Origin of the sequence: Solwaraspora sp. WMMD1047 (assembly GCF_029626155.1) — a bacterium.
Lineage (GTDB): Bacteria > Actinomycetota > Actinomycetes > Mycobacteriales > Micromonosporaceae > WMMD1047.
In genome coordinates, this window is the sequence record NZ_JARUBL010000001.1 from 5071822 (window position 1) to 5084574 (window position 12753).

Annotated in this window: 10 protein-coding genes; all 10 read right to left on the bottom strand. The window is 73.7% G+C overall.

Annotated elements, in window-relative coordinates; genetic code table 11:
- Nucleotides 1-6: 6 nt before the first annotated feature.
- The 10 genes from sepF to O7627_RS22960 all read right to left on the bottom strand — a co-directional run bounded on the left by sepF (nt 7) and on the right by O7627_RS22960 (nt 12729).
- The gene (gene sepF / locus O7627_RS22915; RefSeq protein ID WP_278095555.1) at nt 7-723 is read right to left on the bottom strand and encodes a cell division protein SepF; all 717 of its coding nucleotides are present in this window, start codon (nt 721-723) and stop codon (nt 7-9) included.
- Between the two features lie 256 nt (nt 724-979).
- The gene (locus O7627_RS22920) at nt 980-1729 is read right to left on the bottom strand and encodes a YggS family pyridoxal phosphate-dependent enzyme (RefSeq protein WP_278095556.1); all 750 of its coding nucleotides are present in this window, start codon (nt 1727-1729) and stop codon (nt 980-982) included.
- Nucleotides 1730-1772: 43 nt separating this feature from the next.
- The gene (gene ftsZ / locus O7627_RS22925; RefSeq protein ID WP_278095557.1) at nt 1773-2885 is read right to left on the bottom strand and encodes a cell division protein FtsZ; all 1113 of its coding nucleotides are present in this window, start codon (nt 2883-2885) and stop codon (nt 1773-1775) included.
- A 291-nt stretch (nt 2886-3176) separates the two neighbouring features.
- Nucleotides 3177-3914: an FtsQ-type POTRA domain-containing protein gene (locus O7627_RS22930; protein ID WP_278098386.1), complete on the bottom strand. Its 738-nt coding sequence runs from the start codon at nt 3912-3914 to the stop codon at nt 3177-3179.
- Between the two features lie 272 nt (nt 3915-4186).
- Nucleotides 4187-5620 (bottom strand): UDP-N-acetylmuramate--L-alanine ligase, encoded by a 1434-nt coding sequence (murC, locus tag O7627_RS22935; protein ID WP_278098387.1) that lies wholly within the window; start codon nt 5618-5620, stop codon nt 4187-4189.
- 91 nt (nt 5621-5711) lie between these two features.
- Nucleotides 5712-6818, bottom strand: coding sequence for an undecaprenyldiphospho-muramoylpentapeptide beta-N-acetylglucosaminyltransferase (murG, locus tag O7627_RS22940; RefSeq protein WP_278095558.1), 1107 nt, complete (start codon nt 6816-6818; stop codon nt 5712-5714).
- On the bottom strand, nt 6818-8230 hold the full coding sequence (locus tag O7627_RS22945; protein ID WP_278098388.1) for a putative peptidoglycan glycosyltransferase FtsW: 1413 nt from the start codon (nt 8228-8230) through the stop codon (nt 6818-6820). The genes murG and O7627_RS22945 overlap by 1 nt, the downstream gene beginning before the upstream one ends.
- A 217-nt stretch (nt 8231-8447) precedes the next feature.
- Entirely contained in the window at nt 8448-9572 is a 1125-nt protein-coding gene (gene mraY, locus O7627_RS22950) for a phospho-N-acetylmuramoyl-pentapeptide-transferase (RefSeq protein ID WP_278095559.1), read from the bottom strand.
- Nucleotides 9569-11056, bottom strand: coding sequence for a UDP-N-acetylmuramoyl-tripeptide--D-alanyl-D-alanine ligase (gene murF / locus O7627_RS22955; protein WP_278095560.1), 1488 nt, complete (start codon nt 11054-11056; stop codon nt 9569-9571). The genes mraY and murF overlap by 4 nt, the downstream gene beginning before the upstream one ends.
- Nucleotides 11053-12729, bottom strand: a complete 1677-nt coding sequence (locus O7627_RS22960; protein ID WP_278095561.1) for a UDP-N-acetylmuramoyl-L-alanyl-D-glutamate--2,6-diaminopimelate ligase — start codon at nt 12727-12729, stop codon at nt 11053-11055. The genes murF and O7627_RS22960 overlap by 4 nt, the downstream gene beginning before the upstream one ends.
- Nucleotides 12730-12753: the final 24 nt, after the last annotated feature.

Consider the following 12753-nt stretch of genomic DNA (forward strand, 5'->3'; position numbering starts at 1 on the left):
GTCGAGCTAACTCAGGCTGAAAAACCCACCCTCAGCGATCTTGGCTTTGTCCTCCGCGGTGACCTGGACGTTTGCCGGTGAGAGTAGGAACACCCGGTTGGTCACGCGCTCGATCGTACCGCGCAGGCCGAAGGCCAAGCCGGCGGCGAAGTCGACCAATCGGCGGGCATCCGCCTCATCCATTTCGGTGAGGTTTATGATCACAGGCACCCCGTCCCGGAAGTGCTCGCCGATCGTCCGTGCCTCCCGGTAGGTGGTCGGATGCAGCGTGGTGATCTGGTACCGCTGCTCCTCCTCCGCGACCACGGCCCGCTCCCGCAGCTGAACCTGCGGAGCCAACGCCAGGTTGTCCCGGGTGTGGTACGTCAGCGCCGAGGACGACTCCGAGCCGTGCCGGTCCGAGCCGTGCCGGGTGATCGACCGCACACTCGCCCGCTCGACCCGGTCCGGCCGCTCGTCATCCTCGTCACCCCGGTCGACCTCGGTCGACCGGCTGGTCACCCGCTCGGGGAGCCGACCAGCCCGGTCGGCCGACCGCGGCCGGGGCCGGGCCGGCACCTCCTCCGGCTCGTCATCCTCGTCGGCGAACTCCTCGGCGTACCGGCTCTGCCGGTAGCGCGATTCGCGGTAGCCACCCTTGTCGTAGCCACCGTCGTCGTAGGCCCGCTCGTCGTCCTCCTCCACGAGGCCGAGCCAGACCCCCGCCTTGCGCAGTGCACCCATCGCCGCGCCCCTCCGTCCGCCGTACGGCACGCCCCCCGGCCCTGCCGCTGTCGCGCGCCGCCACCCACCGGGCCCCCCGGCCCGAGCCGACTCCCGGCGCGCCAGCCGGGCGCCTCGTGCCCACCCCCGGGATCGCCGCCCCTGCCGGGCACCGATACCCAAGTAGGGATCGATCTCCCGGAGTGGGAGCTCGATCCCCAGGTGGGGACGGGGTTCGTCGCAAACAACACTGATGTAGTTTGGTGTCCTCGTCAGGCTACCGCAGCGTGCTACGCATTCCGAGCAACGCGCTGCCGACGCGCACATGTGTCGCGCCGTGTCCGATCGCCGACTCCAGGTCGCCGCTCATCCCGGCCGAGATCACGACCGCCTCCGGAAACCGCCGCCGCAGGCCGGCCGCGAGGTCGGCCAGCAACCCGAACGCGCGGTCCGGCGGCCAGCCCTGCGGGGCCACCGCCATCACCCCGGCCAGCCGCAGCGAGTCCGCGGCCGCCACCGCGTCGGCCACCCGGTCCAGTCCCCGGTCCGGGTCCGGATCGCCGGCCACCGCGCCGCCGCGCCGCGGGTCGCCGTCCAGGCCGATCTGGACCAGCACGTCCAACGGCCGGTCCCGACCGCGGTGCGCCGCGGTGGCCAGGGCCCCGGCCAGCCGGACGCTGTCGACCGAGTGCACCAGATCGGCGTACCGGACGACCGACCGGCACTTGTTGCGCTGGAGCTGGCCGACGAAGTGCCAGCGGACCGCGACGCCGGCCGCCGCGACCTCGGCGGCCTTGCCGGCCGCCTCCTGGTCCCGGTTCTCCCCGACGTCGGACACCCCGATCCCGGCCAGCAGCAGCACGTCACTGGCCGGGTAGGTCTTGCTGACCGCGATCATGGTGACCTCGCCACGGTCCCGGCCCGCCGCGTCGCAGGCCGCCGCGATCCTGGACCGGACCCGGGCCAGGTTCGCGGTCAGCTCCGCGCGCCGCGCGGTGGTTCCGTCGCGCCCGGTCTCCGCCGTCATCGTGTCGATCGGCTGTCGGTTATCCGTCGGTATCCCGCCCCGCTCAGGAACCGTTCTTGAGGAAGTCGGGGACATCGACGTCGTCGAAGAGCACCCGCCGGGCCGGCTGCGCCGGGGCCGGGGTCGGCGGCAGGGTGACCGGTGGGCCGGCCGGCGGCGCCGGCTGCGACACGCTCGCCTTGCGCGACTCGGCAGGCTTGTACGCCGGCGTGCCGCCGTCGAAGCCGGCCGCGATGACGGTGACCCGCACCTCGTCGCCGAGGGCGTCGTCGATGACCGCCCCGAAGATGATGTTGGCGTCCGGGTGGGCCGCGTCGGTGACCAGCTGAGCCGCGTCGTTGATTTCGAAGAGGCCGAGATCGGAGCCGCCCGCGATGGAGAGCAGCACGCCGCGCGCCCCGTCCATGCTCTGCTCCAGCAGTGGGCTGGAGATGGCCGCCTCGGCCGCCTCCACCGCCCGGTTCTCCCCCCGGGCGCTGCCGATCCCCATCAACGCGCTGCCGGCACCGCTCATCACGCTCTTCACGTCGGCGAAGTCCAGATTGATCAGACCGGGCGTGGTGATCAGGTCGGTGATCCCCTGCACACCGGAGAGCAGCACCTGGTCGGCCTGGCGGAACGCGTCCATCATGCTGATCCCGCGGTCACCGAGCGCCAGCAGCCGGTCGTTCGGGATCACGATGAGCGTGTCGCACTGGTTGCGCAGCTCGTCGATGCCGGTCTCGGCCTGCACCTGGCGACGCTTGCCCTCGAACGAGAACGGCCGGGTCACCACGCCGATGGTGAGGGCGCCGAGCTTGCGGGAGATGTTCGCCACCACCGGGGCGCCGCCGGTGCCGGTGCCACCACCCTCGCCGCAGGTGACGAAGACCATGTCGGCGCCCTTGAGCACCTCCTCGATCTCGTCCCGGTGGTCCTCGGCGGCGTTCTTGCCGACGTCCGGGTTGGCGCCGGCGCCGAGGCCCCGGGTCAGCTCCCGGCCGACGTCGAGCTTGACGTCGGCGTCGCTCATCAGCAGCGCCTGGGCGTCGGTGTTGATCGCGATGAACTCGACACCCTTGAGCCCAACCTCGATCATCCGGTTGACGGCGTTGACGCCGCCGCCACCGATGCCGACGACCTTGATGACCGCCAGGTAGTTGTGCGGAGGTGTCATCGGGGTCCTTTCCTTCGGGACTGGGCAGGGCGCCGACCGGTCGCGCGGTCCGGCGCAACCGCGGTCGACATCCGCTCGGCCGGGCTTCCGCTCGGCCGAGGAGGACGAGGAGTAACCCTCACCCTCTACTAGAGGCTTACAGTTATGTCAACTATTGATCCTCTCGGGGCAACGTATGCGCACGTACGGCGGGAGCCAAGGACCCGCTCGGCGTGTCGCCACGCCCTGTGGACAATCCCGACCGCAGGTTGCCCCGCGCTGCCGGACGGCGCTGCGACCCGGTTCACCGGGTCAACGGATCGTCACCACGTCCGGCGCGCTGACGTCGATGGTGTCACCGCGCTGCCGGAGCAGCCCGGTGGCCACCTGGGCCTTGGTCTCGCTCCGCGAAGCGTCGCCCCAGATCACCACCCGGTCCCCGCGCAGCTTCAACCGGATCTCGGCCGGACCCGCCACCGTCACCTCGACCAGTTCGTCCCGCAGCCGCGGCGTCAGCGCGGCGAGCACGGCCAGCGCGGCCCGGGTGGCGGCGTCGTCCGGACCGGGCTCGGCCACCACGGCGACCGGCAGGTCCGCCGGCCGTTCGGCGAGGGTACGGAACACCACCCCCGCGCCGTCGACGACCGCGTACCGGCGGCCCTGCGGGACCACCGCCACCGGTGACCGCTCGACGACCTCGATCACCAGGGTGTCCGGCCACCGCCGGCTGACGCTCACCTCGGCCACCGGCGCCAGCTCGGCGACCCGGCCCCGGACCGCGTCGAGGTCGACCCGGGCCAGCGGGGTGCCGTCGGCGACCGCCGCGGCCTCACGTACGTCCGCGGGGCTCACCAGGTCCGTGCCGGTCACCCGCAGCTCGCGGAGACCGAACAACGCCGTACCCCAGACCAACCAGGCGGCCAGCAGTCCCAGCAGCACCACCGCGCCGCCGACCGCCCACGGCGCCGCCGCCCGCAGCCGACGCTGCCGGGCCCGGCGCATGAACCGCCGCGCCGACGGTGGCACCGCGTCGCTACCGGCCCGGACCAGCCGCCACCGCCGGCCGCCAACCCCGAGCCGACCGCCAACCCCAGGCCGACCGCCAACCCCAGGCCGGCCGCCGGCGCCGGGCCGGCCGTCATCCGACCGGCCGCCGTCCGCGCCGTCGGCGCCGGTCCGGCCGCCGGCCGGACCGCCGCGATCGACCGGGCCGCCGGACCGACCACGCGGGGGGGTACGGTCCCGCGCCGGACCGCCGGGACCGCGGCCCCGGCCCGGTCGCCGGCCCGGGGTCGACGGCCCCGGTGTCATCGGGCCCGGCGTCATCCGGCCCGGTCGGCCGTGGCACCGGCGAGGGCGGCCAGCAGCTCGTCACCCATCAGCGAGATCGGCGGCGCGCCCATGGTCACCACCACGTCCCCCGGGCGGGCCCGCCGGACCACCTCGGCCGGCACCTCGTCCCAGGACGGCAGGAAGATCTTCCGGTCGTCCGGCAGCGCGACCGCCGCGGTCAACGCGACCCCGCCCTCGCCGGGCTCGCGTACCTCGCCCGGGCCGAAGACCTCCAGCGTGATCACCTCGTCGGCGATCGCCAGCGCGGTGGCGAGCTCGGCCTGCAGGTCCCGGGTGCGGTAGACCCGGTAGGGCTGGAAGACCACGATCAGCCGGCCGCCGTCCGCGCCGTCGCCCGACTCGCCCGCCCGGGCCACCTCACGCAGGGTCTGCAACGCGGCGGTCATCGAGGTCGGGTGGTAGGCGTACTCGTCGTAGACCTGGATGCCGTCGACCGCGCCCTTGCGCTCGAACCGGCGGCGTACCCCGGGGAAGGCGCCCAGCGCCTCCCCGGCGGCCGCCAGGTCGACCCCGAGCTTGACCGCGGTGAGCACCGCGGCGGCGCTGTTGAGCCCCATGTGCCGGCCCGGCACCGGCAGCCGGATCTCACCAAGTGACGTGCCGTTCAGCGCGGCCAGGTAGCGCACCCCCTGCACCGACGAGACGACCTCGCTCAGCCGCAGGTCGGCGTCGGGTGCGGTGCCGTAGGTGAAAACCTGCCGGCCCTCGGCGCGCAGCGTCTCGGCCATCCGTCGGGTGCCCGGGTCGTCGGCGCAGGTCACCACGAACCCGTCCGGGTCGGTCAGCCGGGCGAACTCGGCGAAGGCCGACTCCAGGCCGGCGTAGTCGCCGTAGGTGTTGAGGTGGTCCTCGTCGATGTTGGTGATGATCGACACGTACGGCCGGTAGAGCAGGAAGGACCGGTCGCTCTCGTCGGCCTCGACCACGAAGTACTGCCCGCTGCCGTGGTGGGCGTTCGAGCCCACCTCGGAGATCTCGCCGCCGATCACGAACGACGGGTCCTCCCCGGCGCGTTGCAGGATCAGCGTCACCATCGAGGTGGTGGTGGTCTTGCCGTGGGTGCCGGCGATCGCGACCGCGCGGCGGCCGGTCATGGTGGCGGCCAGCGCCTCGGACCGGTGCATCACCCGCAGCCCACGCCGGCGGGCCTCGACCAGTTCGAGGTGGTCGGACGGGATGGCGGTCGAGTAGACAACGGTGTCGACCCCGTCCAGGTTGGCCGCCTCGTGGGTCATGTGGATCGTGCCGCCCAGCGCCCGCAGCCCGGCCAGGGTCGGCCACTCCCGCAGTTCGCTGCCGGAGGTCGGGATGCCGCGGGTCAGCAGCAGGCGGGCCAGCCCACTCATGCCGACGCCGCCGACGCCGATCAGGTGTACCGTCCCCAGCTGCTCGGCGGTCGGCATCCCACCGGTCTCGACGGTGTCCACCTGGTGCGCGGTGCGCACTGGATCCGCGGTGCTCATGGGGTCAGCCTTCCATTTTCGGTCGGTCCGTTCACCGGGTTACCGCCTCGTACACGAAATCGAGCAGCGCCTCGTCGCCGTCGCGGCGGCCGTAGCCGGCCGCCGCCGCGCCCATCGCGGCCAGCCGGTGCGGGTCGCGGGCCAGCGGGACCAGCTGCTGCTCCACCCAGCCCGGGGTCAGCTCGGCGTCGTCGACCAGCAGCCCGCCGCCCGCCTCCACCACCGGCAGCGCGTTGCGCCGCTGCTCCTGGTTGCTGTGCGGGTAGGGCACGTAGACCGTCGGCAGCCCGATGGCGGCCACCTCGGCGCAGGTCATCGCCCCGCCCCGACCCACCATCAGGTCGGCGGCGGCGTACCCGAGCTCCATCTCCGACAGGTACGGCAGCGTCACGTACGGCACCGGCAGGTCGCTGGGCACCGAGACCGGCTCGTTGCGGGCGCCGGTCACGTGCAGCACCTGGATGCCGGCCCCGGCCAGCTCCTTGGCCGCCCCGGAGACGGCCAGGTTGATCGACCTGGCCCCCTGCGACCCGCCGGCCACGAAGATCGTCGGCAGGTCCGGCCAGAGGCCGAAGTGCGCCCGCGCGGACGCCCGCTGCGCGGCCCGGTCCAGGCCGGCGATCCCGCGCCGCAGCGGTACGCCCACCACCCGGGCGTCGCGCAGCGCCTCGGCCTGGGCCGGCTGGTGCGGGAAGCCGACCGCCACATGTTTGGTGAACTTCATCCCGAGCCGGTTGGCCACCCCCGGCGGCACGTTCACCTCGTGGATGACGATCGGCAGCTCGCGCCGCCACGCCGCCAGGTACGCCGGCACCGAGACGTAGCCGCCGAAGCCGATCACCACGTCGGCCCGCACATCGTCGATCACCTGGCCGGCGGCGCGGGCCGCCTTCCACATCCGGTCCGGGGTGCGCAGCAGATTCATGTTCACCGAGCGCGGCAGCTGGTAGGCCGGGATGTGCTTCAGGTCGTAGCCGTGCGGCGGGATCAGCTCGGTCTCCAGCCCTTTCGGCGTGCCGAGGCAGGTGATCCGCACGCCCGGATCGTGCCGGCGCAGGCAGTCGGCGAAGGCCAGTAGCGGGTAGATATGCCCGCCCGTGCCGCCTCCCGCGAGCACCACCGACCGCAGCGGACCCATCAGCGTCTCCTCTCGCGCGCCGTACCGGCGCGCACTCTGTTCGCCCCGCCACCGTCGGGCCGGGGACCACCGTCCCGCCGCTTCCCCGCTGCGGGCTCGGACTCACCGTCCGTCGGCGGACGCTTCGTCGACCTTCGCCGGGCCGGCGGCAACGGCGGCAACGGGGCCCAGACTAGTCGTACCCAACGGGCCGGCGGACGGGCGTGCAGGGCCCGCGCGGCGTCCGGCTCGGCGCGGGCGAACGAGGCGAGCATGCCGACCGCCGCCAGGGTCACCACCAGCGCGCTGCCGCCGTCGGAGATGAACGGCAGCGGCAGCCCGGTGATCGGCAGCAGGCCGACCACGCCACCGATGTTGATGATCGCCTGGCTGATCAGCCAGGCCGTCGCCGCGCTGGCGGCGAGACGACGGAACGGAGTCTCCACCCGGCGGGCGATCCGGAACCCGGTGTACGCCAGCACCGCGAAGAGCGCGACGATGACCGTGCAGCCGACCACCCCGAGCTCCTCCGCGACGACCGCGAAGATGAAGTCGTTGTCGGCGGCCGGCAGCCACTCCCACTTGAGGACGCTCTTGCCCAGCCCGACACCGAACCAGCCGCCCTGGTCGATCGCGTACCGGGCCTGGGCGATCTGGTAGCAGTCCGCCAGCTTGCACTCCTCCGGCGGCGGCGGGTCGAGGAACGAGGTGATCCGCGCCCACCGGTAGTTCTCCGCGTCGGCCGAGCCGGAACCGCCGCCCACCGAGGCCACCGCGACCAGCAGTCCGATGCCGACCAGGCCGAGCGCGCCCAGCGTGGCGAAGGTCCGCAGCCGCACCCCGGCCGCCCAGAGCAGGCCGACGACGACCGCCAGCAGGCAGAGCATGGTGCCCAGGTCGTTGTAGCCCACCAGGACGAAGAGCAGGGCCAACGCGGGAAACAGCGGGGTGGCCAGTTCCCGCCACCAGCCGAGCGCGGCGCCCTTGCGGGCGACCACGTCGGCTCCCCACAGCACCAGGCCGAACTTGGCCAGCTCGGACGGTTGCACCTGGACCGGACCGAGGTAGAGCCAGAGCAGGTTGGCCTCCAGCGGCCCCACCTTGGCGTCCTCGAGCTGGTTCAGCGAGGCCCAGGCCAGCAGTCCGTTGAGCAGCAGCAGCAGGACCACCGCGGCGATCAGCACCGGCAGGCCGAGGGCGCGGAACGTCCGGGCCGGCAGCCGCTGGCAGATCCAGAACGCGACCAGCCCGATCAGCGCGAACAGGGCCTGCTTGAGGAACATCGTGGCGGCGTTGCCGTCGGTCGCGTACGCCTTCACGCTGGTGGCCGAGAAGACCATCGTCAGCCCGATCACCAGCAGCAGGCCGGCGCTGGAGACGAGCAGGTAGTAGGAGGCGAGCGGCCGGGCCAGCAGGCCGCGCAGCGCGGCCAGCCCACCGGCGGGGTCGAAGCCCCGGTCCGGTCCGGGTCGCGCGCCGGGGTCCGCACCGCCGGTAGTGGTGGTGGATCGTGCTGGTTCGCCGGTCATCCCGTCCACCCCTCGTCCTGACCCACCGGCCCATCATCGACCGTCGGCGCGCCCGGTCGCGGCAGGTGGCCGGCCGGGCGTGTCGGCCGGACCGGGACCCCGGCCGGCCCGGCCGAGAACGTCAGGAGACAGCCGCGAGGAACTCGCTGTAGAACAGGCCGAGCGCGATCGCCACCCCGATCCCCGCGATGATCCAGAACCGGACCACGATGTTGACCTCGCTCCAGCCGGCCAGTTCGAAGTGGTGCTGCAGCGGCGACATCCGGAAGACCCGCTTACCGGTGGTCCGGAACGAGATGATCTGGATCACCACGGACATGGTGATGATGACGAAGAGCCCGCCGATGATCGGCAGCAGCAGCACCGTACGGGTGGACATCGCCATCCCGGCGATCAGGCCGCCGAGCCCGAGCGCACCGGTGTCGCCCATGAAGATCCGGGCCGGTGAGGTGTTCCACCAGAGGAACCCGACGCAGGCCCCGGCCGCCGCCCCGGCGATCAGCGCGATCTCCAGTGGATCCCGGACCTGGTAGCAGTAGTCCTGGGTGTAGTTCGGGTCGGCGCACCAGTGCCGGTACTGCCAGAAGGCGATCAGCGCGTACGCGGCCAGCACCATCACCGAGGCGCCGGTGGCCAGCCCGTCCAGTCCGTCGGTCAGGTTCACCCCGTTTGTGGAGGCCATCACCACGAAGATGAAGAGGATGACCGAGATGACCTTGCCGACGTCCAGCGCGTCGATGTCCCGGATGAACGACAGCGTGGTGCTGCCGACCGTCTCGGTGTTCGTCGGGTTGCCCGCCTCGTCGACCATCGTGCTGGGGAACCAGAGCGCGATCACCCCGAAGACGGCGCCGACCAGGATCTGGCCGAGCAGCTTGCCGCGCTTGTTGAGGCCAGCGCTGTTGCGCTTGCGGACCTTGAGGAAGTCGTCGATGAAGCCGACGGCCCCGGAGAAGACCAGCAGGCCGAGCAGGACCAGCGCGGTGATGGTCGGCTCCACCTGGGCGATCTGCTCGTCCGGCAGGGTGGTCAGGGTGAGGTGCCCGGCCACGTAGGCGATCACCGTCGCCACGATGAAGACCACCCCGCCCATGGTGGGGGTGCCCTTCTTGCCCTGGTGCATCACCGGACCCTCGGCCCGGATCGGCTGGCCCGCCTTGAGCCGGGTGAAGACCCTGATGGCCAGCGGGGTGCCGAACAGCGAGACCAGGAAGGCCACGAAGACGGCGACGATCACCGCCCTCACGCGGTCGCCCCGTTCCCCGGCGTCTGGCCGGTCGCGTCGGCGCGCAGCGCGTCGGCCACCTCCCAGGTGCGATAGCGCGAGCCCTTCACCAGGACGACGTCACCCGGGCGCAGCTCGCGCCGGAGCGCTTCCACCGCTGCGGCCTGATCGGTCACCAGCACCGACACTCCCTTCCATGTCGCGATAGCGGACGCCCCCTGGTGGATCGGCGCGGCCGGCTCCCCGACCACTACCAGCCGGTCCACGCCCAACTCGGCCGCCAACCGGCCGACCTCCTCGTGCCCCTCCCGTTCGAACTCCCCCAGCTCGGCCAGATACCCCAGCACCGCGATTTTCCGGCGGCCCTGACCCATCCCGGCCAGCGCGCGCAGCGCCGCCGCCGTCGACGCCGGATTCGCGTTGTACGAGTCGTCGACCACCGTGACCCCGTCGGTGCGGTCGAAGACGTCCATCCGCCTGGTGGAGACCAGCCGCAGCGCGCCGAGCGCGGCAGGCAGGTCGGCCAGCGGTAGGCCGATCTGGAGGGCCACCGCGGCGGCGGCCAGCGAGTTACCGACGTGGTGCCGCCCGGTCAGCGCCAGCCGCACCGGCGCCCGGAACTCCTCGACCCCGCCGGCCCCCGCCGGCTCCGTAGGCCCGCCGGCCCCCGCCGGCTCCGCGGGACCGCCGGTCACCACCAGCGTGTACGACGGCCGCCCGCGCTCGTCCAGCGTCACGTCCTCGGCCCGCACCTCGGCGTCGGCCGCCTCGCCGACCAGCACCACCCGGGCCATCGTGCGCCCGGCCATCGCCCGCACCCGGGGGTCGTCGGCGTTGAGCACCGCCACCCCGCCCTCGGCGGCCGGTGGCAGCGTCTCGGCCAGCTCCCCCTTGGCCTCGGCGATCGCGTCGACGGAGCCGAACTCCCCGATGTGCGCCACCCCGACGTTGATCACGACCCCGATCCGCGGCGGCGCGACCTGGCACAGGTACCGCACGTGGCCGGGTCCGCGGGCGCCCTTCTCCAGCACCAGGAACCGGGTCTGACGGTCGGCCCGCAGCGCCGTGTACGGGTGCCCCAGCTCGTTGTTGAACGAGCCGGGCGGCGCCACCGTCGGGCCGAGCCGGGCGGCGAGCTGCGCGATCAGGTCCTTGGTGCTGGTCTTGCCGGACGAGCCGGTCAGCCCGATGACGGTCAGGTCGGGCAGCCGGTCGAGTACCGCCCGGGCCAGTGCGGCCATCGCGGCGAGGGCGTCGTCGACGAGCACCATCGGCACCCCGTCGACCTCCCTGGTGCCGAGTACGGCGACCGCGCCGGCGGCGACCGCGGCGGCGGCGTAGTCGTGGCCGTCGACCTGCTCACCGGGGAAGGCCACGAAGAGCGCGCCCGGGGCGACCTTGCGGGAGTCGAACTCCACCGGCCCGGTGACCGGGGTGGCCGGGTCGGCGGCGAGCAGCCGGCCGCGCACCGCGGCGGCGACCTCGTCGAGGCGCAGCGGGATCACCGGCGCACCACCAGATCGCCGTACCGGGCGGCCAGCGCGGCGGCCAGCTCCACCCGGTCGTCGAACGGCTCGACCCGCCCGGCGATCTCCTGGCCGCGCTCGTGTCCCTTGCCGAGCAGCGCGATGACGTCACCGGGCCGGGCCAACCGGACCGCCTCGTCGATCGCCGCCCGCCGACCGGGCACCTCCACCACCGCCGCTCCCGGACCGGTCCACTCGCGGCCGTCGCCCCCAGCCGGCCCGGCACCGTCGGCACCAATCCCGGCCAGCCCGGCGCCGTCCGCGCCCACCCCGGCCTGCTCGGCGCCGGCGCGCACCTCGGCGCGGATCACCGCCGGGTCCTCCGTACGCGGATTGTCGTCGGTGATCAGCACGAGATCGGCGCCTCGGGCCGCGGCCGCGCCCATCACCGGGCGCTTGCCCCGGTCCCGGTCGCCGCCGGCGCCGAGGACGCAGATCACCCGGCCCGCGCCGGTGGTCAGCTCGCGCAGGGCGGCGAGCGCCGCCACGATCGCGTCCGGCTTGTGCGCGTAGTCGACCACGCCCCGCACCGGGCCGGGCGCCTCGATCAGCTCCAACCGGCCGGGCACGCCCGGGCAGGCGGCCACGCCGGCGGCCGCGGTCTGCGGGTCGACGCCCGCGGCGACCAGCGCGGCGATCGCCAGCAGCGCGTTGGCGATGTTGTGCCGGCCGGGCAGCGCGACGCCGGTGCGCGCCACCGCCCCGGCCGGGCCGAGGGCGGTGAACCGCTGGGCGTACCCGTCGCCGGTGATGTCGGCGGCCCGCCAGGTGGCGGCCGGGTCACCGGCCGCCGAGTAGGTGACGGTGCCGGGCTTGACCAGCGGACCCAGCGCCGGGTCGTCGACGTTGAGCACCTCGGCGGCGGCCCGGCCGTCGAAGAGCTGCGCCTTGGCCGCGAAGTACTCGGCGGCGTCGGCGTGGAAGTCCAGGTGGTCCTGGCCGAAGTTGGTGTAGCCGGCGACCGCGAACCGGACGCCGCCGACCCGGCCCATCGCGAGCGCGTGGCTGGACACCTCCATCACCACCGCCGTGACCCCGCGCTCCCGGGCGGCGGCGAGCATGGCGTGCAGGTCGGTCGCCTCGGGCGTGGTCCGGACGCTGTCCAGCGCCAGGTCGCCCAGCCGGGTCTCCACGGTGCCGATCAGCCCGGTGCGGTGTCCGGCGGCGCGCAGCCCGGACTCGATCAGGTACGCGGTGGAGGTCTTGCCGGCGGTGCCGGTCACCCCGATCACCGTCAGGTCCCGGGTGGGTTCGCCGTAGACGGCGGCGGCCACCGCGCCGAGTACGGCCCGCGGGTCGGCCACCACCAGGGCCGGCAGGCCGGCCTCGGCGGCCCGGTCGGCGCCGGCCGGGTCGGTAAGCACCGCCACCGCGCCCGCCGCGACGACGGCCGGCAGGAAGTCGGCGCCGTGCCGGCGGGCTCCGGGCAGGGCGGCGTAGAGATCACCGGGCCGCACCGCGTCGCTGGCGTGGGTCACTCCGGTGACGGCCACGGCCGCCGCCTCCGGTGACACCGGCGTCAGGGCGGCTGCCGGCGTACCGGCTTCGATCCGCTCGGCGAGCTCGCCGAGCCGGATCGGGCTTATGGTGCGGGGACGGGGATTGCCGGGCACGGCGCTAGACCCTACCCGGTCGTCGGATGGGGAGCGCACAGCCGCCCCGGTGGTTCGCCCGCA